16 protein-coding genes are annotated in these 20,718 nt (G+C 67.6%); 5 read left to right on the top strand and 11 right to left on the bottom strand.

Going from position 1 to position 20,718, the window contains the following annotated elements:
- Window positions 1-308: 308 nt before the first annotated feature.
- The 5 genes from OG702_RS12385 (at window position 309) to OG702_RS12405 (ending at window position 6,535) form a co-directional block, all read left to right on the top strand.
- Window positions 309-1,334: an ABC transporter permease gene (locus OG702_RS12385; RefSeq protein WP_327288927.1), complete on the top strand. Its 1,026-nt coding sequence runs from the start codon at window positions 309-311 to the stop codon at window positions 1,332-1,334.
- Between the two features lie 81 nt (window positions 1,335-1,415).
- Window positions 1,416-3,230: an ABC transporter substrate-binding protein gene (locus OG702_RS12390; protein ID WP_327288928.1), complete on the top strand. Its 1,815-nt coding sequence runs from the start codon at window positions 1,416-1,418 to the stop codon at window positions 3,228-3,230.
- Between the two features lie 102 nt (window positions 3,231-3,332).
- Window positions 3,333-4,310, top strand: a complete 978-nt coding sequence (locus OG702_RS12395) for an ABC transporter permease (protein ID WP_327288929.1) — start codon at window positions 3,333-3,335, stop codon at window positions 4,308-4,310.
- A 10-nt stretch (window positions 4,311-4,320) separates the two neighbouring features.
- Window positions 4,321-5,382 (top strand): ABC transporter ATP-binding protein, encoded by a 1,062-nt coding sequence (locus OG702_RS12400; RefSeq protein ID WP_442814399.1) that lies wholly within the window; start codon window positions 4,321-4,323, stop codon window positions 5,380-5,382.
- A gap of 22 nt (window positions 5,383-5,404) precedes the next feature.
- Window positions 5,405-6,535 (top strand): ABC transporter ATP-binding protein, encoded by a 1,131-nt coding sequence (locus tag OG702_RS12405; protein WP_327288930.1) that lies wholly within the window; start codon window positions 5,405-5,407, stop codon window positions 6,533-6,535.
- Between the two features lie 106 nt (window positions 6,536-6,641).
- Here the strand turns inward: OG702_RS12405 and OG702_RS12410 are convergent, their stop codons facing one another.
- The 11 genes from OG702_RS12410 to typA all read right to left on the bottom strand — a co-directional run bounded on the left by OG702_RS12410 (window position 6,642) and on the right by typA (window position 20,712).
- Entirely contained in the window at window positions 6,642-7,727 is a 1,086-nt protein-coding gene (locus OG702_RS12410; RefSeq protein ID WP_327288931.1) for an ABC transporter ATP-binding protein, read from the bottom strand.
- Window positions 7,696-8,745, bottom strand: coding sequence for an ABC transporter ATP-binding protein (locus tag OG702_RS12415; RefSeq protein ID WP_327288932.1), 1,050 nt, complete (start codon window positions 8,743-8,745; stop codon window positions 7,696-7,698). Before OG702_RS12415 ends, OG702_RS12410 begins: the two co-directional genes overlap by 32 nt.
- Before the next feature lie 13 nt (window positions 8,746-8,758).
- Complete coding sequence (locus tag OG702_RS12420) at window positions 8,759-9,751, bottom strand: ABC transporter permease (RefSeq protein WP_327288933.1); 993 nt, start codon at window positions 9,749-9,751, stop codon at window positions 8,759-8,761.
- Complete coding sequence (locus OG702_RS12425) at window positions 9,744-10,667, bottom strand: ABC transporter permease (RefSeq protein WP_327288934.1); 924 nt, start codon at window positions 10,665-10,667, stop codon at window positions 9,744-9,746. The genes OG702_RS12420 and OG702_RS12425 overlap by 8 nt, the downstream gene beginning before the upstream one ends.
- A gap of 88 nt (window positions 10,668-10,755) precedes the next feature.
- A complete protein-coding gene (locus OG702_RS12430; RefSeq protein WP_327288935.1) occupies window positions 10,756-12,408 on the bottom strand; it encodes a peptide ABC transporter substrate-binding protein in 1,653 nt (550 codons plus the stop codon).
- A 189-nt stretch (window positions 12,409-12,597) separates the two neighbouring features.
- Entirely contained in the window at window positions 12,598-13,662 is a 1,065-nt protein-coding gene (locus tag OG702_RS12435) for an ABC transporter ATP-binding protein (protein ID WP_327293200.1), read from the bottom strand.
- A 97-nt stretch (window positions 13,663-13,759) separates the two neighbouring features.
- Window positions 13,760-14,788 carry an ABC transporter ATP-binding protein gene (locus tag OG702_RS12440; RefSeq protein WP_327288936.1) on the bottom strand — a complete coding sequence of 343 codons (1,029 nt, stop codon included), beginning with the start codon at window positions 14,786-14,788 and terminating at the stop codon, window positions 13,760-13,762.
- Window positions 14,789-14,799: 11 nt separating this feature from the next.
- Window positions 14,800-15,735: an ABC transporter permease gene (locus OG702_RS12445; protein WP_327288937.1), complete on the bottom strand. Its 936-nt coding sequence runs from the start codon at window positions 15,733-15,735 to the stop codon at window positions 14,800-14,802.
- Entirely contained in the window at window positions 15,728-16,651 is a 924-nt protein-coding gene (locus tag OG702_RS12450; RefSeq protein WP_327288938.1) for an ABC transporter permease, read from the bottom strand. Before OG702_RS12450 ends, OG702_RS12445 begins: the two co-directional genes overlap by 8 nt.
- 151 nt (window positions 16,652-16,802) lie before the next feature.
- Window positions 16,803-18,461, bottom strand: a complete 1,659-nt coding sequence (locus OG702_RS12455) for a peptide ABC transporter substrate-binding protein (protein WP_327288939.1) — start codon at window positions 18,459-18,461, stop codon at window positions 16,803-16,805.
- A gap of 385 nt (window positions 18,462-18,846) precedes the next feature.
- On the bottom strand, window positions 18,847-20,712 hold the full coding sequence (gene typA / locus OG702_RS12460) for a translational GTPase TypA (RefSeq protein ID WP_327288940.1): 1,866 nt from the start codon (window positions 20,710-20,712) through the stop codon (window positions 18,847-18,849).
- Between the last annotated feature and the right edge of the window lie 6 nt (window positions 20,713-20,718).

Below are 20,718 nucleotides of genomic sequence, written 5' to 3' on the forward strand. Positions count from 1 at the left end.
CGTCCGGGGAACCGCGGGCGGGACGTGCGGAGTGCGGCAATCGTGGTCCGTATATCGGGCAGACGACAGCCAAGTTGCCCGCGTGTTAACACAATTGGTCCGGACAAGTCCGACAAGCCCACCCCGGCCGGGGGCTGTCAAGCACATCCGGAAGACGATCTGCTCACTCTTCGCTCAAGAAGCAGTCGATCACGCTTTCTTCCCTCCGCGCCCCCTTGACTGGAAGTTGCTTTCATTGCGACAGTCCGGGCAACTCGCGACGCGTCAGCCCGTCGCGCCGTCCCAATACCGCTGCGGGGGCTATCGCGATGACGAGTTCCACCGAGACCACGGTCTCAGGTCCGCCCGGGGAACCGGATGAGATCACCGCCGCCGAACCCTCGGTCGCGGCCGAGCTGGTCGGCCGCTCCCCCGGGCAGTTGATGTGGCGGCGGTTCAAACGGGACCGCACGGGGGTCATTTCGGCCTACGTCGTCGGCTTCTTCTTCGTGATCGCGATCCTCGCGCCGGTCATCGCGAAGTTCTACGGCAAGAACCCGTACACGCTGTACGGGCAGCACGAGACCGGCCTGCTCAACGACTTCGGCTACCCGATCGCGCCCAACGGCGGCATCAGCGGGCGGTTCTGGTTCGGGGTCGAACCGGAGCTCGGCCGGGACGTGTTCACCCAGCTGCTCTACGGGATCCGCACCTCGCTGAGCATCGCGCTCGCGGTGACGCTCGCGGTGACGGTCACCGCGATCCTGCTGGGCATCACCGCCGGCTACCTCGGCGGCAAGGTGGACTACTTCATCGGCCGGATCACCGACCTGCTGATGGCCTTCCCGGCGCAGCTGTTCTTCGTCGCCGTCATGCCGGTGGTGACCGCCATCTTCGTGAGCCCGGTGGACGAGACGCCGACGTATCTGCGGGTGGTGGCGCTCATCGCGGTGCAGTGGTTCCTGGGCTGGATGGGCCTGTCCCGGCTGCTGCGCGGTCAGGTGCTGAGCCTGCGGGAGCGGGAGTTCATCGAGGCGGCCCGGGTCACCGGCGCCTCGTCGATGCGGATCGTCCGCCGGGAGCTGCTGCCGAACCTGGTGACGCCGATCCTGGTGCAGAGCACCCTGATGCTGCCGACCTTCGTGACCGCGGAAGCCGGACTGTCGTTCCTCGGGGTCGGCCTCGTGGAGCCGACGCCCGACTGGGGACGGATGTTCGCCCGCGGCGCCGACGTCTACCAGAACGATCTCACCTACATGTTCTTCCCCAGCATCGCGATGGTGATCTTCATCGTCGCCTTCAACCTGCTCGGGGACTCGGTCCGGGACGCCTTCGACCCGAAGGGCGCTCGCTAGGGACACCGGCGCGGGGCGGCGTCGCCCCGCACCGGACCGGTCAGCTCACAGCATCAACGGAACAGGGGTGCAACAACCGATATGAGACTCTACGTGCGTAGAACCCGGGCCGCGCTGGTGGCGGTCGCCGCCGGCGCGCTGGTCCTTACCGCATGCAGCAGTGGCGGGGGCGGTGGCGGGGGCGGCACCGAGAACAAGGACGCCAGGGCGAAGCAGAGCAAGAGCGCCGAACAGCTGGCCGGCCAGATCACCTTCGGTGACGACGCCGCGTCGAAGGGGCCGGCCGAGCCGGTGCCCGGTGCGGCCAGCGGCGGCACGATGAACGTCCTGGAGCGTGACAGCTACACCCACCTGGACCCGGCACAGATCTACGTGCAGAACGAGGGCCAGCTGGCAACCCTGATCCACCGTGGGCTGACCACCTACAAGCTGGACAACAAGGGCAACTACACCGTGGTCGGCGACCTCGCCACCAACAGCGGTGAGCAGTCCGACGGCGGCAAGACCTGGACGTACCACCTGAAGGACGGCATCAAGTTCCAGGACGGTACGCCGATCACGTCCAAGGACATCCGGTGGTCGGTGGAGCGGATGTTCGCCCCGTTCGTGACCAACGGCCCGGTCTACCTCCAGCAGTGGCTGGCCAACGTCAACGGCACCGACTACCGCAAGCTGCTGCCGGACGGCCCGTACAAGGGCAAGCACCTGCCGGACACCCTGCTGGCGACGCCGGACGCGAAGACGGTCGTCTTCCACTTCGCCAAGCCGCAGACCGACACCCCGTACCTGTTCGCGATGCCCGGCTACTCGGTGGTCGACTCGGCGAAGGACACCCAGCTCAAGTACGACAAGGCGCCGGTCGCCTCGGGCCCGTACATGATCAAATCCTTCGACCAGGGCAAGTCCATGACCCTGGTGAAGAACCCCAACTGGGACCCGAGCACCGACTCGGCCCGGCACCAGTACGTGGACTCGTTCGCGATCAGCTTCAACCACCAGTACGAGGACTCCACCAAGCGGATGATGTCCGACTCGGGTGAGAACCAGACCTCGGTGAGCTTCTCGAACGCGGTCGACACCGACAACACCCCGAAGGTGGTCGGCACCCCGACGATCTACAAGCGGACGGTGGCCGGCTACCAGCCCTTCGTCGGCCAGATCGACTTCAACATGAAGAAGGTCACGGACCTCAACGTCCGCAAGGCGCTGGCGCTGGCGATCCCGACCAAGCCGGTCTACCAGGCGCTGGGCGCCTCCTACGGAGCCGAGTACGCCGGCGGCTTCATCAGCCCCGCGCTGGCCGGCTACCAGAAGGCCGACCCGCTGGGCAAGATCGCCAACCCCAACGGCGACCAGGCCGCGGCCAAGAAGATCCTCACCGACGCGGGCAAGCTGAACACCAAGATCACCTACGCGTACGTCAACACCACCCAGGGCCAGCAGTACTCGGTGGCGATCGCCGCCGCGCTGAAGACCGCGGGCTTCGACGTGCAGCGCAAGGAACTGCCGTCCGACACGTACTACGACCTGATCGGCAAGGTCGACAACCCGTACGACATCTACTCGCAGGCGTGGGGCTCGGACTGGCCCAGCGCGCTGACGGTGATCCCGCCGGTCTTCGACGGCCGGACCATCTCCGACCAGGCGCCCAACTACTCGCACGTCAACGACGCGCACGTGAACAGCGAGATCGACCGGATCTCGGCGATCACCGACCCGAAGCAGGCGCAGGCCGCCTGGTTCGCGCTGAACACCTACATCCTCACCAAGGTCATCCCGGCCGTGCCGACCGTCTACTACAAGCAGCTGCAGCTGTTCGGCTCCAAGGTCGGCGGTGCCGTCTACAACAACATGTTCGCCGGCATCGACGCGACGAAGCTCTACCTCAAGCCGTAAGCACCGGCGCACTGTCCCGGTGGGGCCGGACGTCACCGTCCGGCCCCACCGGGGCGCCGCCCGGTCCACCACCGCCGCCGTCCTCAGAGAGCTGCGACCGCCATGCTTCGATTCCTCGTCCGCCGGACGCTCGGCGCTGTGGTCATTCTGCTGTTCATCAGCGCCTTCACCTTCCTGCTGTTCTTCGCCATCCCGCACGACCCCGCGCTGTTGTCCTGCGGCAAGAACTGCACGCCCGACAACCTCAAGATCATCCACCACAACCTGGGCCTGGACCACCCGGTGCCGGTGCAGTACTACGACTACATGGTGCGGATCTTCACCGGTCACCGCTTCAGCACCGGTAACTGCCCCGCACCCTGCTTCGGTTACTCCTTCGCCAACAGCGAGCCGGTCTGGCCGACCCTGATGGACCGGCTGCCCACGACGCTCTCGCTGGCGCTCGGCGGGATGGTGGTCTTCCTGCTCGTCGGCCTCGGCACCGGGATGCTCGCCGCCTGGAAGCGCGGCACCCTCACCGACAAGGTCTTCAGCTCCGCGTCGCTGGTGCTCAGCTCGATGCAGATCTACTTCGTCGGCCCGATCGTGCTGGCGCTGCTGGTCTACAACAACCACATCCTGGACCAGCCCAAATACGTGCCGATCACGCAGAGCCCGACCTCCTGGTTCAACGGGCTGCTCATCCCGTGGTGCGTGCTGTCGATCCTGTTCACCGCGAACTACACCCGAATGTCGCGCTCCACGATGATCGAGCAGCTGCAGGAGGAACACGTCCGCACCGCCCGGGCCAAGGGCATGTCCAGCCGGTACGTCTTCTTCCGCTACGCCTGGCGCGGATCGCTGATCCCGATCATCACCATCCTCGGCATCGACCTCGGGTCGCTGCTCGGCGGCGCGATGATCACCGAGTACACCTTCCAGCTGACCGGCCTCGGGCGGCTCGCGATCGACTCGGTGACCAAGACCGACCTGCCCATGCTGATGGGCGTGATGCTCTTCAGCGCCGCCCTGATCGTCCTGTTCAACATCATCGTGGACGCCGCCTACGCGTTCATCGACCCGCGCGTGCGGCTGTCCTAGGAGACCGTCAGTGACCACCATGACCAAACCGGTGGAGGACGCCGTCCCGGCCGCGTCCGACGCTTTCCTGTCGGTACGCGACCTCTACGTGCGCTTCTCCACCGAGGACGGCGTAGTCAAGGCCGTGGACGGGCTGTCGTTCGACCTGCGGCGCGGCCAGACGCTGGGCATCGTCGGCGAGTCGGGCTCGGGCAAGTCGGTGACCAACCTGACCGTTCTCGGGCTGCACAACCCGGCCACCACCGAGGTGGCCGGCGAGATCCTGCTGGACGGCCAGGAGCTGACCGGGGCGAGCAACCGCACGCTGGAGAAGCTGCGCGGCGACAAGATGGCGATGATCTTCCAGGACTCGCTGACCGCGCTGTCGCCCTACTACACGGTCGGCCGGCAGATCGCCGAGCCGTACGTGAAGCACCGCGGCGTCAGCAAGCGCGAGGGCCGGCAGCGGGCCATCGAGATGCTGGAGAAGGTCGGCATCCCGCAGCCCAAGCTGCGGGTCGACGACTACCCGCACCAGTTCTCCGGCGGTATGCGGCAGCGGGCGATGATCGCCATGGCCCTGGTGTGCAACCCGGACCTGCTGATCGCCGACGAGCCGACCACCGCGCTGGACGTGACCGTGCAGGCGCAGATCCTGGACCTGCTCAAGGACCTGCAGCAGGAGTTCGGGTCGGCGATCATCCTGATCACCCACGACCTGGGCGTGGTCTCCAACGTCGCCGACGACCTGCTGGTGATGTACGCGGGCCGGGCGGTGGAGCGCGGTTCGGTGCGCGAGCTGATCCGCGCCCCCCAGCACCCGTACACCTGGGGCCTGCTGGGGTCGATGCCGCGGCTGATGTCCGATGTGTCCGAGCCGCTGACGCCGATCCCGGGGGCGCCGCCGAGCCTGCTCGCCCCACCGACGGGCTGCGCCTTCCATCCGCGCTGCGGCTTCACCGACCTGGTCGTCGGGGCCCGGTGCGCCACCGAGCAGCCGGTGCTGCCCGACGGCCGGGGTTCGGCGTGCCATCTGACGGACGACCAGAAGGAGTCCGTGTTCATCGAGACGATTCAGCCGCGGCTCGGCTGACGGTCACTGGGGCAGGCATCACATGAGCAACGACATCTCACTGTCCAAGGCGCCGGCCGACGCCGCCGCCGCGGAACCGGCCGGCGAGACCCTGCTGCAGGTCAGCGGCCTCACCAAATACTTCCCCGTCATGGGCGGCTTCCCGTTCAAACGCCAGGTCGGCTCGGTGCAGGCGGTGGACGGCATCGACCTGACCGTACGGGCCGGCGAGAGCTTCGGCCTGGTCGGCGAGTCCGGCTGCGGCAAGTCCACCACAGGACGGCTGATCACCCGGCTGCTCGAACCCACCGCGGGCACCATCAGCTACCGCGGCCAGGACATCTCGCACGCCACCCGCAAGGAGCTGGCACCGGTCAGGTCCGAGATCCAGATGATCTTCCAGGACCCGTACTCGTCGCTGAACCCGCGGCAGACGGTGGGCACGATCATCGGCGGCCCGATGGAGATCAACGGGATCAACCCGCCCGGCGGCCGGGAGAACCGGGTCCGCGAGCTGCTGGAGACCGTGGGACTCAACCCCGAGCACTTCAACCGCTTCCCGCACGAGTTCTCCGGCGGCCAGCGGCAGCGCATCGGGGTGGCCAGGGCGCTGGCGCTGCAGCCCAAGCTGATCGTGGCCGACGAGCCGGTCTCCGCGCTGGACGTCTCGATCCAGGCCCAGGTGGTCAACCTGCTCCAGCAGGTGCAGCGGGAGCTGGGCATCGCGTTCCTGTTCATCGCGCACGACCTGGCGATCGTCCGGCACTTCTCCGAGCGGGTCGCGGTGATGTACCTGGGCAAGATCGTGGAGGTCGGCGACCGGGAGTCGATCTACCAGCGGCCGCGCCACCCGTACACCCACGCGCTGCTGTCGGCGGTGCCCGAGGTGGAGCTGGAGGGCGAGGAGCGCGAGCGGGAGCGGATCCGGCTGGCCGGTGACGTGCCCTCGCCGATCAATCCGCCGTCCGGCTGCCGCTTCCGCACCCGCTGCTGGAAGGCGCAGGACAAGTGCGCCGCCGAGGAGCCGGCGCTGGTCCGGCTGGGCGGCGCGGACGAGGGGCACCTGACCGCCTGCCACTTCCCCGAGGAACCCACCATCGTCGCGCGTGGCGAGGACATCGTGATGGACCCGGCGCTGGCCGCGCTGGAGGACATCTCGGATCGTCCGGTGTGAGCCGCCGTACGGACCGCGCCGAACGGCCCCGGCGCGGTCCGTACGGCCCCGGTCCGCGACGGCCTCGTGCCCGGTTACGCGCCCCTGGCCGGTCCGGTCCTGGGCGTCATTCCTCGGGTTGTACGACCTGCTTCTCCTCCGCGAAGTGGCACGCCGAGTCGTGCTCGGCCGGACCGGCGGTGCCGCGGAAGACCTCGGGCACCGCCAGCAGCGGCTCCTCGACCACGCACCGCTCCTGCGCCTTCCAGCAGCGGGTGCGGAAGCGGCAGCCGGACGGCGGGTCGGCCGGCGAGGGCACGTCACCGGTCAGGATGATGCGCTCCCGGTAAGCGCGCGCCGAGGGGTCGGGCACCGGCACCGCCGACAGCAGCGCCTGGGTGTACGGGTGGGTGGGGTGCGAGTAGATCTCCTCGTCGGCGCCGATCTCCACGATCTTGCCCAGATACATCACCCCGACCCGGTCGGAGATGTGCCGGACGATCGACAGGTCGTGCGCGATGAACATGTAGGAGAGGTTGAACTCGTCCTGCAGCTGCTCCATCAGGTTGACCACCTGCGCCTGCACCGAGACGTCCAGCGCCGAGACCGGCTCGTCGGCCACGATGATCTCCGGCCGCAGCGCCAGCCCGCGGGCGATGCCGATGCGCTGCCGCTGGCCGCCGGAGAACTGGTGCGGGTAGCGGTTGATGTACTCCGGGTTCAGCCCGACCACGTCCAGCAGGTCGCGTACCCGCTTGCGCCGGTCGCCCTTGGGCGCGACCTCCGGGTGGATCTCGTACGGCTCGCCGATGATGTCGCCGACCGTCATCCGCGGATTGAGCGAGGTGTAGGGGTCCTGGAAGACCATCTGGATGTTGCGCCGGACGGCCTTCAGCGCGCGGCCCGACAGCTTGGTGATGTCCTCGCCGTGGTAGCGGATCTCCCCCGACGTCGGCTCCTCCAGGTTCATCAGCAGCTTGGCGACGGTGGACTTGCCGCAGCCTGACTCGCCCACGATGCCCAGCGTCTCGCCGGCGAAGAGGTCGAAGGACACCCCGTCGACCGCCTGGACCGCGCCGACCTGCCGCTTGAAGACGATGCCCTGGGTCAGCGGGAAGTGCTTGACCAGGTTGCGCACCTCCAGGATCGGCTCGCGGTCCGCGGGGGCGCCGCCGGACGGCTCAGGCCTTGTCGGCCGCGGCGCTGTCGTCACCGAGGGTCTCCTTCCAGAAGTGGCAGGCACTGGCCCGGTCCTGGCTGACCCGGTAGAGCGGCGGCACCTCGACCCGGCAGACGTCCTGCGCGATCGGGCAGCGCGGGTGGAAGGAGCAGCCGGGCGGGATGTGCAGCAGGTTCGGCGGCAGCCCCTTGATGGCGTAGAGCTCCTGGCCCTTCTGGTCCAGCCGCGGGATCGAGTCGAGCAGGCCCTTGGTGTACGGGTGGGCGGGCGCCCGGTAGATGTCGTGGACCGGCGAGGTCTCGACGATCTTCCCGGCGTACATCACCGCGATCTTGTCGGCCACGTCGGCGACCACACCCAGGTCGTGGGTGATCAGGATCAGGCCCATGTTGAACTCGCGCTGCAGGTCGGCGAGCAGGTCCATCACCTGTGCCTGCACGGTCACGTCCAGCGCCGTGGTGGGCTCGTCGGCGATGATCAGCTCGGGTTCCAGCGCCATCGCCATGGCGATCATCACCCGCTGCCGCATGCCGCCGGAGAACTGGTGCGGGTAGCTCCTGATCCGCTCCTTCGCGGCCGGGATGCGGACCCGCTCCATCAGCTCGATCGCCTTCACGCGGGCCTGCTTGCGGGACATCCCGCGGTGCACGGTGAACATCTCGCCCAGCTGCTCGCCGACGTTCAGCACCGGGTTGAGCGACGACAGCGCGTCCTGGAAGATCATCGCCATCCGGGCGCCGCGCACCTTGCGGCGCTCCTCGGTGCCCAGCGTGAGCAGGTCGCGGCCCTGGAAGAGGACCTTGCCCTGGGTGACGAAGCCCGGCGGCGAGTCCAGGATGCCCATGATCGCCTGGGCGGTGACGGACTTGCCCGAGCCGGACTCGCCGAGCACCGCGAGGGTCTCCCCCGCGTCGACCGAGTATTCGACGCCGTTGACGGCCCTGGCGACGCCCTCCCTGGTGCGGAACTCGACGTGCAGGTTCTGTACGTCGAGCAGCGGGCCGTCGTACGTACCGCCTCCGCCGCTGCTCAGCTCGACACTTGTGGCCATATCGGCGGGCTCCTCAGCGCAGCTTGGGATCGAGGGCGTCGCGCACCGCGTCGCCGAGCATGATGAACGCCAGGACGGTCAGGCTCAGCGCGCCGGCGGGCCACAGCAGCATGTGCGGGGCGTTGCGGATCTGGCTGGACGCGTCGGAGATGTCGATCCCCCAGGAGACGGTGGGCGGTTTGAGGCCGACGCCGAGGTAGGACAGCGTGGCCTCCAGGGCGATGTAGGTGCCCAGCGCGATGGTGCCGACCACGATCACCGGGGCGACCGCGTTGGGCGTGATGTGCCGCAGCAGCATCCGGGAGTTGCCGGCGCCCAGCGCGCGGGCGGCCTGGACGTAGTCGTTCTGCCGGGCGGTGATGACCGAGCCGCGGGCGATACGGGCGATCTGCGGCCAGCCCAGCAGCACCATGAAGCCGACCACCGGCCAGACCGTGCTGTTGGTGACCACCGACAGGAAGACCAGGCCGCCGAGTACCACCGGGATGCCGAAGAAGACGTCGCTGATCCGGGACAGGATCGCGTCCCACCAGCCGCCGAAGAAGCCGGCCAGCCCGCCCAGCACGCTGCCGAGCAGCACCACTCCGGCCGTCGCGCACACGCCGACGGTCACCGAGGCGCGGGCTCCGTAGACCACCCGGGTGTAGACGTCGCGGCCCTGGGTGTCGAAGCCGAACGGGTGGCCGGGCGCCGGGCCCGCCTGCGCCTTGGACAGGTTGGCCGCCAGCGGGTCCTGGCTGGCGATGGTGCCCGGCCACAGCGAAATGAAGACCAGGAAGAGGATGATCAGCACCGAGATGATGAAGATGGGGTTGCGCCGCAGGTCCCGCCAGGCGTCGGACCACAGGCTGCGCGGCTTGCCCGCCGGGCCGCCCGGCTCCTGCCCGTGGTCCGGCGCGTGCTCCAGTGCGTCGGCGTCGGAGGCCGCCAGGTCCATCCCGGCGCCGTAGCCGCCGCCCGGCGCGATCGGCCCCTGCTCGGGGTCCAGCGGATTGCGTTCAGGCATAACGGATCCTCGGGTCCAGGACCGCGTAGAGCAGGTCGACCAGCAGGTTCGCGATCAGGAAGACCAGCACCAGGATGGTGACGAAGCCGACCACCGTCGGCGCGTTGTTGCGCAGGATGCCCTGGTAGAGCTGGAAGCCGACACCGTGGATGTTGAAGATCCGCTCGGTGACGATCGCGCCGCCCATCAGGAAACCGATGTCGGTGCCGATGAAGGTGACCACCGGGATCAGCGAGTTGCGCAGCAGGTGCCTGATGATGATCCGGTGCCGCGGCAGGCCCTTGGCGACAGCTGTGCGCAGATAGTCGGCGCGGGTGTTCTCGGCGATCGAGGTGCGGGTCAGCCGGGTGACGTAGGCCAGCGAGACCAGGGCGAGCACCAGGCCCGGCAGGATCAGCTCGTCGAAGGGCGCCTCCGGCGAGACCGACGGGCTGGTCCATCCCAGCTGCACGCCGAACAGGTACTGCAGCACGTAACCGGTCACGAAGGTCGGCACCGAGATCACCACCAGGGTGAGCAGCAGCACCCCGGTGTCGACCGGCTTGCCGCGCTTCATGCCGGTGAGCACGCCGAGCGCGATGCCGATGACGATCTCGAAGATGATCGCGACGACGGTCAGCCGAATGGTGACAGGGAAGGCGCTGCCCATCAGGCTCAGGACGGACTGCCCGTTGAAGGCGGTGCCGAAGTCCCCGGTGAAGATGTTCCTCATGTAGATCAGGTACTGCTTCCACAACGGGTCGTTGAGGTGCAGGTCGGCCCGGATCTGGGCGGCGGTGGCCGGGTCGGGCGCGCGGTCGCCGAACAGCGCGGCGACGGGGTCGCCGAGCGCGTAGACCATGAAGAAGATCAGGAACGTGCTGCCGATGAACACCGGGATCATCTGGAGCAGCCGCCGGATCACATAGCGTCCCATTCGGAGCCTTCCGGGGAGTTCCGGGGAAAGTGGGGGCCGGGGGCCGCCGCCGGTGCTCCGACCGGTGCGGCGGCCCCCGGCCGCGGTGTCACTTGACCTTGATCTCGTTGTAGACGGGCACGCTGAACGGGTTCAGCGCGACGTTCGAGAGGTTGGAGGAGAAGCCGGCGCTGCCGTTCTGGTACCACAGCGGGATCGCGGGCATGTCGATCACCAGCTGCCGCTCCGCGTCCTGGAACTTGCTGACCGAGTCGGCGCTGCTGGTGGCGGCGTTGGCCTCGTTCACCAGCTTGTCGAAGGTGGGGCTGCTGTAGTGCGAGTCGTTCGACGAGGCGTCGGTGAAGTACTGCGGCTGCAGGAAGTCCTGGATCAGCGGGTAGTCCATCTGCCAGCCGGCCCGGAAGGGGTCGTTCAGCTGCTTGTTGGTGATCCGGTTGCGGAAGTCGGCGAAGGTGCCGATGGGGGCGCCGACGCAGGCCTTGTTGTTGCCCAGCACGTTGTTGATGCTGTTGCAGACCGCGTCGATCCATTCCTTGTGCGAGCCGGTGTCCGCGTTGTAGGAGATGGTGATCTTGCCGCCGGGCAGGCCGCCGCCCTGGGCGATCAGCTGCTTGGCCTTGGTCGGGTTGAAGGTGCACTCATCGCCGCAGAGCCCCGCCTTGAAGCCGCCCGCCGCGCCGAGCACCGGCGAGGTCCAGTCGGTCGCGGGGGTGCGGGTCTGCCGGAAGATCTGCTGGGTGATCCCCTTGCGGTCGATCGCCATCGACAGGCCCTGCCGGACCTTCGCCGCGTTCGCCGATGACCAGCGCGAGCTGTACAGCGGGAAGGCGATGGTCTGGATGATGCCGGCCGGCACGTTGATGTAACGGTTGCCCAGGTCGCTCTTGACGTTGGGCAGCTGCGCGACCGGCACGTCGTCGACCAGGTCGAGGTTGCCGGCCTGCAGGTCGGTGTAGGCGGTGTTGTTGTCGGTGTAGACCCGCAGCTCGACCCCGCCGTTCTGGGCCGGGTCGGGACCCTTGTAGCCGTTCCACTTCTGCAGCTGCATCTTGGAGCCCTTGGCGTACGAGGAGATCAGGTACGGCCCGTTGCCGATCGGCTTGGCCTCCCACGCCTTGCGGTTGGTGAAGAACGCCTGCGGCAGCGGGTAGAAGGCCGCGTAGCCCAGGGTGTCGGGGAAGAGCGCGAACTTCTGGTTGAGCCTGACCTTGAACTCGGTGGCGGAGACCTTCGTCAGACCGGACAGCGTGGTGGCGGTGGCCTTGGCGCCGGTGGCGTCCGGGTGCACCTTGTCGTAGCCGTCGATGTACTGGAAGAAGCTCGCGTTGAGCTGGGAGTTCTTCAGCTGCGTGTCGAAGTTCCAGGCGTTGATGAAAGAGTCCGAGGTGACCGGCTCACCGTTGCTGAACGTCCAGCCGCTCTTGAGCTTGATGTCGAAGTTCTGCGAGTCCGTGGAGGTGATCGACGACGCGATCATGTTCTCGGCCTTGGCCGTCTTCGGGTTGTATTTCTTCAGGCCCCGGAAGATCAGGTCGAGCACCTTGCCGCCCTGCACCTCGGTGGTGTCGGCCGGCTCCAGCGGATTCTGCGGGTCGCCCCAGGAGGCCCGTACGATGCCGCCGCCGCTGCCGCCCGTGGAGCTGCTGCTCCCGCCGCTGTCGTTGCTGCTGCCGCAGGCGGCGGCCGTCAGGGCGACGGCTGTCACACCGACGGCCCACTTCACGCGCGTGGCTCCGCGCATCGCGTGCCTCCTCATGGGTCACAAATGACACTTCGTGACCCATGACACAGCAATTGCGGCAAAGCCGCACTTCTACTCCAGCGTGTCGCGGAGCCAATGCGTTGGCCAGAGCGCGACAGCACGTCAGAAGAGGCGCCCCCGCCGGGGGCGCCCCTTCTGACGTGCTGCGGTGTCGCCGCGGACGGGCGGTCAGGCCGCGCCCACCACGTCCTTCTCCTCGGCGAAGTGGCACGCCGACTCGTGGGCGGCCGGAGTCTCGGCGTCCACGAACCGCGACGGGATCGCCAGCAGCGGCTCCTCCGTCGCGCACCGGTCCTGCGCCTTCCAGCACCGAGTACGGAACCGGCAGCCGGACGGCGGGTTCGCCGGCGAGGGCACGTCACCGCTCAGGATGATCCGCTCCCGGTGCGCGCGCGCCTCCGGGTCCGGCACCGGCACCGCGGACAGCAGTGCCTGGGTGTACGGGTGCGTGGGGTGCTCGTAGATCTCGGTGTCCGTGCCGATCTCGGCCATCTTGCCCAGGTACATCACGCCGACCCGGTCCGAGATGTGCCGGACGATGGAGAGGTCGTGCGCGATGAAGATGTAGGACAGGTTGAACTCGGCCTGCAGCTTCTCCATCAGGTTGATGACCTGCGCCTGCACCGACACGTCGAGCGCGGAGACCGGCTCGTCGCAGATGATGATCTCCGGGTTGAGCGCGAGGCCGCGGGCGATGCCGATGCGCTGGCGCTGGCCGCCGGAGAACTGGTGCGGGTAGCGGTTGATGTACTCCGGGTTCAGGCCGACGACGTCGAGCAGCTCCTCGACCCGCCTGCGGCGGTCGCCCCTGGGCGCCACCTCGGGGTGGATGTCGAAGGGCTCACCGATGATGTCGCCGACCGTCATCCGCGGGTTCAGCGAGGTGTACGGGTCCTGGAAGACCATCTGGATGTTGCGCCGGACCGCCTTGAGGGCGCGCCCGGACAGCTTGGTGATGTCCTGGCCCTTGTAGAAGACCTCGCCGGCGGTCGCCTGCTCCAGGCTCATCAGCAGCTTGGCGACGGTGGACTTGCCGCAGCCGGACTCGCCCACGATGCCCAGCGTCTCGCCGGCGTGCAGGTCGAAGGAGATGCCGTCGACGGCCTTGACCGCGCCGATCTGCCGCTTGATGACGATGCCCTGGGTCAGCGGGAAGTGCTTGACCAGGTTGCGTACCTGCAGGATCGGCTCGCGGTCGGCGAGCGCGGCGGCGGCCGCCTCGGCGAACACCACCTCGGCCTCGGCCGTCTCGGGCGGGGTCGCCGCGGGCGCTGCGCCCTCGGGGGCGGTCGCCGCCGCCGCGGACTCGGGGTCCTGGGGGAGGGTGGATTCACTCACCGAGGGTCTCCTTCCAGAAGTGGCATGCGCTGCCGCGCGCGGGGCCGACCGGGTGCAGCGGAGGCACGTCGGTACGGCAGATGTCCTGCGCCATCGGGCAGCGCGGGTTGAACGCGCAGCCCGACGGGATGCGCGTCAGGTTCGGCGGCAGGCCCTTGATCGCGTACAGGTCCTGGCCCTTCTGGTCCAGCCGCGGGATCGACTGGAGCAGGCCCTTGGTGTACGGGTGTGCCGGGCGGGCGTAGATGTCGTGGACGGGCGCGTCCTCGACGATCCGGCCGGCGTACATCACCGCGATCTTGTCGGCGACGTCGGCGACCACGCCCAGGTCGTGGGTGATCAGGATCAGGCCCATGTTGAACTCGCGCTGCAGCTCCGCGAGCAGCTCCATGACCTGCGCCTGGACCGTCACGTCGAGGGCCGTGGTCGGCTCGTCGGCGATGATCAGGTCGGGTTCCAGGGCCAGCGCCATGGCGATCATGATGCGCTGGCGCATACCGCCGGAGAACATGTGCGGGTAGTCGCCCACCCGCTCCTTGGCGGCGGGGATGCGTACCCGGTCCATCAGCTCGATGGCCTTGGCCTTGGCGTCCTTGCGGGACAGGCCCTGGTGCACCCGGTACATCTCGCCGAGCTGGTAGCCGACGCTGAGCACCGGGTTCAGCGAGGACAGCGCGTCCTGGAAGATCATCGCGATCTTCCGGCCGCGGATCTTCCGCCGCTCCTCGCCGGACATCTTGAGCATGTCGCGGCCCTGGAAGAAGATCTCGCCCTTGGGGATGCGGGCCGGCGGCATGTCGAGGATGCCCATGACCGCCTGCGCGGACACCGACTTGCCGGAGCCGGACTCGCCCAGCACCGCCAGTGTCTCGCCGGCGCTCACCGAGTAGTTCACGCCGTTCACGGCCTTGGCGACGCCGTCACGGGTGTGGAACTCCACGTGCAGGTCGCGTACTTCCAGCAGCGGCGCCAGCGGCGCGTCAGGTGCCGGAGCGTCCGATATATCGTCGATGACAGTCAACGTACGCCCTCCTAGCGCAGCTTGGGGTCGAGGGCGTCGCGGACCGCGTCGCCGAGCAGGATGAAGGCCAGCACCGTCACGCTCAGCGCACCCGCGGGCCACAGCAGCATGTGCGGGGCGTTGCGGATCTGTTCGGCCGCCGAGGAGATGTCGATACCCCACGAGACGGCCGGCGGCTTGAGGCCGACGCCGAGGAAGGACAGTGTCGCTTCCAGCGAAATGAAGGTGCCGAGCGCGATGGTGGACCATACGATGACCGGAGCCAGCGCGTTCGGGGCGATGTGCCGCAGCAGGACTCTGCCGTGGCCGGCGCCGAGCGCCTTGGCGGCCAGTACGTAGTCCTGCTCCTTCGCGGTGATCACGGCACCGCGGGCGATCCGGGCCAGCTGCGGCCAGCCCAGCAGGATGATGAAGGTCGACACGGTCAGCACCGAGCCGCCCTTGACGGCGGAGAGGAAGACCACGCCACCGAGCAGGATCGGGATGCCGAAGAAGATGTCGCTGATCCGGGAGAGGATCGCGTCCAGCCAGCCGCCGAAGTAGCCGGCCAGGCCGCCGAGCAGCGCACCGAGGATGGCCACACCGAGCGTCGAGAAGATGCCGACCTCGACCGAGGCGCGGGCACCGTAGACGGTGCGGGTGTAGACGTCGCAGCCCTGCTGGTCGAAGCCGAACCAGTGGCCGGCGCTGGCGCCGTTCTGCGAGTTGATCAGGTCGCACTGCAGCGGGTCGCGGCTGGCGATCAGGCCGGGCCAGATCGAGATGACGACCAGGAACAGGATGACCAGGGCCGATATGTAGAAGATCGGCTTGCGGCTCAGGTCGTACCACGCGTCGTTCCACAGGCTGCGCGGCTTGTCGCGCTTGTCCACGCCGGCGAGGGCCGCGGGTCCGGCCGCCACGGGTGCGGAGCCGTCGAGGATGGCGGCGTCGGTGTTCTCAGGCATACCGGATCCTCGGGTCCAGGACCGCGTAGAGCAGGTCGACGAGCAGGTTCGCGAGCAGGAAGACGATCACCAGGACCGTCACGAAGCCCACGACGGTGGCCGGGCTGTTGTGCACGATGCCCTGGTAGATCTGGTAGCCGACGCCGTGGATGTTGAAGATCCGCTCGGTGACCAGGGCACCGGCCATCAGGTTGCCGATGTCCGTTCCCAGGAAGGTCACCACAGGTATGAGCGAGTTGCGCAGCATGTGGTTGGTGATCACCCGGCGCCGCGGCAGGCCCTTGGCGACGGCCGTCCGCAGGTAGTCCGCACGGGTGTTCTCGGCGACCGAGGTTCGGGTCAGCCGGGCCACATACGCGAGGGAGACGCCGGCCAGTACCAGGCCCGGCATGATCAGGTCCTTGAAGGGCGCGCCCTCACCGACCGAGGGATGCACGATCGACCACTTGACGCCGAAGAAGTACTGGAGCACGAAGCCGGTGACGAACGTGGGAATGGAGACCACGATCAGCGTCATCGCCAGCACGCCGGTGTCGAAGAACCGCCCGCGGCGCAGGCCGGCGAACACGCCGAGCGCCACGCCGATGATCGCCTCGATGAGGAACGCGACCACGGTGAGCCGGAGCGTGACCGGGTAGGCGGTCTTGAGCAGGTCGGTGACCGGCTGCTGGTTCCACGCTTTGCCGAAGTCGCCCGAGAAGACGCCCTTCATGTAGATCCAGTACTGCTGAAGCAGCGGGTCGTTGAGGTGGTACTCGAGTCTGATCTGCGCGGCGGTCGCCGGGTCCGGGGTGCGGTCGCCGAACATGGCGGCCACGGGATCACCGAGACCCCACACCATAACGAAGATCAACAATGTGGTTCCGATGAATACCGGAACCATCTGGAGCAGTCGCCTGATGACGTAGCGCCCCATCTGCCCTCCAGGGATCGGGCAGACGTCGGCCGGGGCTTGTGGCCCCGGCCGACATCCACACCGCGAGCGGTTGTTTGTCAGTTCCCCCGCAAGCGTGCCCGGACGTCTCCCCTGTTCGGACTCGCCTACTGCTGGTGGTGCTTGGTCAGGGTCAGTTGACCGTGATGTCGGTGAAGATGGGGTAGCTGAACGCGTTCTCCTTGACGTTGGAGACCTTGGACGACCAACCCGCCTGACCGTTCTGGTACCACAGCGGCACGACCGGCATGTCCTTGATGACCTGCTTCTCGGCCTGCTGGTACAGGGCGATCGACTTGGCCTTGTCAGGCTCGGCGTTGGCCTGCTTGATCAGGTTGTCGACGTCCTTGTTGGTGTACTTCGAGTCGTTCGAGCTGCCGCCGGTGGCGTAGAGCGGCGTGATGAAGTCGTCGATCAGCGGGTAGTCCATCTGCCAGCCGGAACGGAACGGCTGGGTCATCTGGCCCTTGGTGATCTGGTTGCGGAAGTCCGCGAAGGTGCCGGTGGGGGCGCCGACGCAGGCCTTGTTGTTGCCCAGCGTGTTGTTGATGCTGTTGCAGACCGCGTCGACCCATTCCTTGTGCGAGCCCGAGTCGGCGTTGTAGCCGAGCTTCATCTGGCCGCCGGGGATGCCGCCGCCCTCTTCGATGAGCTGCTTGGCCTTGACCTTGTCGAACTTGACCGAGTCGCCGGCGAGCGTGTCGCTGTAACCGCCGGTCGCGCCCAGCACCGGGGAGGTGAGGTCGTTGGCCGGGGTGCGGGTGCCGCCGAAGATCTTGTCGGTGATCGTCTTGCGGTCGATCGCCATCGAGATGCCCAGGCGGACCTTGTCCATGCCCTCCTTGCTCCAGGCCTTCTCGTACATCGGGAAGGAGAAGGTCTGGATGATGCCGGCCGGCGAGTTGAGGTAGCGGCCGCCCAGGTCTTCCTTGACGTGCGGCAGGTCCGCGGCCGGGATGTCGTCGAGGACGTCCAGCTGGCCCGACTGCAGGTCGGCGTAAGCGGTGTCGCTGCTCGTGTAGACCTTGAGCAGGACGCCCTTGTTCTTCGGCTTGCTCGGACCCGTGTACTTCGGGTTCGGGACCAGCTTCATGCTCGAACCCTTGGTGTAGGACTCGATCATGTACGGGCCGTCGCCGATCGGCTTGGCCAGGTACGCGGCGTGGTTGTCGAAGAACTCCTTGGGCAGCGGCGCGAAGGCCTTGTAGCCCAGGCGGTCCGGCCACGTGGAGAACTTCTGGCTCAGCTTGACCGTGAAGGTGGTGTCGTCCACGACCTTCAGACCGGACATGGTCTTCGCGGTCGGCTTCGCACCGGGGTCGTCCGACGGGTGCACGGCGGCGTAGCCGTCGATGTCGGCGAAGAAGTACGCGTTCAGCTGCTTGTTCGTGACCAGGGCACCGTAGTTCCAGGCGTCCACGAAGGAGCTGGAGGTGACCGGGGTGCCGTCCGAGAACTGCAGGCCCGGCTTGATCTTGATGGTGAAGTTCTGCTGGTCGGTCGTGGTGATCGAGTCAGCAGCCTCAAGGTTGGGCTTGCCGGTGGCGTCGTACTCCTTGAGGTTCATGAAGATCATGTCCAGAACCTTGCCGCCCTGCACCTCATTGGTGTTGGCGGGCTCGAGCGGATTCTGGGGGTCGCCCCACCACGCTCGGACGATCCCGTCGCTGGACGATCCACTCGCCTTGGCCTTGTCCTTGCTGTCCGAGTCGTCGCTCGAACTGCAGGCGGTCGCTGCGAGGGCGATCACTGCCGCACCTACGACCCACTTGGCGCTCTTGGCACCGCGCATGGGTTTGCCTCCTCAGGAGTCACTATCGATACGTGAAAGGAAGGCCGGACGCTCACTGACACCCCTGACAGCGACTACGGCCTTCCTGTGCTCGTGAGTCGGCGCTCCCCATCAGCGCGTGACCCATTGACCCGAGCTCAACTTCGTCCCACTATCGGGCACGTTTGAAGTCGGATCGACGCAGAATGGGTCTCGCTTTGGTCACATCAACCGAGACGCCGTTCCAGAATCCGGACATTATGGAACGTAGACAGACACCGGCTTAATGGGCGGTGTGACCTATCTAACGGTGCTTGGCGTCCGGAAAGCGGACACGTGAACACCACGCAAAGAGGGGTCCAGGGAAGCCTGGACCCCTCACCGTTCGATTGGCGGTCAGCGAGCGTCAGCGCTTGGCGCGGGACGCGGCACGGCCCCGCTCCTTCTGGTCGAGGACCACCTTACGGATCCTGACCGTCTCCGGAGTGACTTCGATGCATTCATCGTCCCTGCAGAACTCCAAGGACTGTTCAAGCGAGAGCATCCGGGGCGGCACCAGGGACTCGGTCACGTCCGCGGTCGAGGACCGCATATTGGTGAGCTTCTTCTCCTTGGTGATGTTCACGTCCATGTCGTCGGACCTGGAGTTCTCACCGACGATCATGCCCTCGTAGACCTCGGTGGTCGGCGAGACGAACAGCACACCGCGCTCCTGGAGGTTGGTCATCGCGAACGCGGTCACCACCCCGGCCCGGTCGGCCACCAGCGAGCCGTTGTTGCGGGTGCGCAGCTCGCCGAACCACGGTTCGTGGCCCTCGAAGATGGAGTGCGCGATGCCGGTGCCGCGGGTCTGGGTCAGGAACTCGGTACGGAAGCCGATCAGGCCGCGGGACGGCACGATCCACTCCATCCGGATCCAGCCGGACCCGTGGTTGGTCATCGTCTCCATCCGGCCCTTGCGGGTCGCCATCAGCTGCGTGATGGCGCCCAGGTGCTCCTCGGGGGAGTCGATGGTCATCCGCTCGATGGGCTCGTGCAGCTTGCCGTCGATCTCCTTGGTGACCACCTCGGGCTTGCCGACGGTCAGCTCGAAGCCCTCCCGGCGCATCGTCTCCACCAGGATGGCCAGCGCCAGCTCACCGCGGCCCTGCACCTCCCAGGTGTCGGGGCGCTCGGTCGGCAGCACCCGCAGGCTGACGTTGCCGACGAGCTCGCGCTCCAGGCGGGTCTGCACCAGCCGGGCGGTGACCTTGTGGCCCTTGCCGCCCTTGCCGACCAGCGGCGAGCTGTTCGTACCGATGGTCATGGAGATGGCCGGCTCGTCCACCGTGATCAGCGGCAGCGCGATCGGGTTCTCCGGGTCGGCCAGCGTCTCGCCGATCATGATCTCCGGGATGCCGGCGACCGCGCAGATGTCACCCGGGCCCGCGCTCTCTGCGGGCTTGCGGGTCAGCGCCTCGGTCATCATCAGCTCGCTGATGCGGACGCTGGAGATGCTGCCGTCACGCTTGATCCACGCGACGGTCTGCCCCTTCTTCAGGTGGCCCTGCTCGACCCGCACCAGCGCGATACGGCCGAGGAAGTTGTCCGCGTCCAGGTTGGTGACATGCGCCTGCAGCGGCGCGTCCTCGTCGAAGACCGGGGCGGGGACGGTGGACAGGATGGTGGAGAAGAACGGCTCCAGGCTGTCGCTGTCCGCCGGCACCGTGCCGTTCTCCGGCTTGGTCAGCGACGCGACGCCGTCCCGCGCGCACGCGTAGACGATCGGGAACTCGATCTGGTCCTCGTCGGCGTCCAGGTCGAGGAAGAGGTCGTAGGTCTCGTTGACCACCTCGTCGATCCTGGAGTCCGGGCGGTCGGTCTTGTTGATGCACAGGATCACCGGCAGCCGGGCCGACAGCGCCTTGCGCAGCACGAACCTGGTCTGCGGCAGCGGGCCCTCGGAGGCGTCCACCAGCAGCACGACGGCGTCCACCATGGACAGGCCGCGTTCGACCTCACCGCCGAAGTCGGCGTGGCCGGGGGTGTCGATGATGTTGATCGTGACCGGGTCCCCGCCGTCCTTGGGGTGGTACTTGACGGCGGTGTTCTTGGCGAGAATGGTGATGCCCTTCTCGCGCTCCAGGTCGTTGGAGTCCATCATCCGGTCGTCCAGATGCTGGTGCGCGGCGAAGGCCCCGGCCTGCTTGAGCATGGCGTCGACGAGGGTCGTCTTGCCGTGGTCGACATGGGCGACGATGGCGACGTTACGAATATCGTGGCGCGTGGACATGCGGCG

The sequence above is a fragment of the Streptomyces sp. NBC_01198 genome (genome assembly GCF_036010485.1).
GTDB lineage: Bacteria > Actinomycetota > Actinomycetes > Streptomycetales > Streptomycetaceae > Actinacidiphila.

Excerpts from the sequence above, each read along its gene's own strand:
- OG702_RS12430 (WP_327288935.1), bottom strand. The coding sequence starts at position 12,408 with ATGCGCGGAGCCACGCGCGTGAAGTGGGCCGTCGGTGTGACAGCCGTC.
- OG702_RS12405 (WP_327288930.1), top strand. The coding sequence starts at position 5,405 with ATGAGCAACGACATCTCACTGTCCAAGGCGCCGGCCGACGCCGCCGCC.
- typA (WP_327288940.1), bottom strand. The coding sequence starts at position 20,712 with ATGTCCACGCGCCACGATATTCGTAACGTCGCCATCGTCGCCCATGTC.
- OG702_RS12455 (WP_327288939.1), bottom strand. The coding sequence starts at position 18,461 with ATGCGCGGTGCCAAGAGCGCCAAGTGGGTCGTAGGTGCGGCAGTGATC.
- OG702_RS12420 (WP_327288933.1), bottom strand. The coding sequence starts at position 9,751 with ATGCCTGAACGCAATCCGCTGGACCCCGAGCAGGGGCCGATCGCGCCG.
- OG702_RS12395 (WP_327288929.1), top strand. The coding sequence starts at position 3,333 with ATGCTTCGATTCCTCGTCCGCCGGACGCTCGGCGCTGTGGTCATTCTG.
- OG702_RS12445 (WP_327288937.1), bottom strand. The coding sequence starts at position 15,735 with ATGCCTGAGAACACCGACGCCGCCATCCTCGACGGCTCCGCACCCGTG.
- OG702_RS12385 (WP_327288927.1), top strand. The coding sequence starts at position 309 with ATGACGAGTTCCACCGAGACCACGGTCTCAGGTCCGCCCGGGGAACCG.
- OG702_RS12415 (WP_327288932.1), bottom strand. The coding sequence starts at position 8,745 with ATGGCCACAAGTGTCGAGCTGAGCAGCGGCGGAGGCGGTACGTACGAC.
- OG702_RS12450 (WP_327288938.1), bottom strand. The coding sequence starts at position 16,651 with ATGGGGCGCTACGTCATCAGGCGACTGCTCCAGATGGTTCCGGTATTC.
- OG702_RS12390 (WP_327288928.1), top strand. The coding sequence starts at position 1,416 with ATGAGACTCTACGTGCGTAGAACCCGGGCCGCGCTGGTGGCGGTCGCC.
- OG702_RS12425 (WP_327288934.1), bottom strand. The coding sequence starts at position 10,667 with ATGGGACGCTATGTGATCCGGCGGCTGCTCCAGATGATCCCGGTGTTC.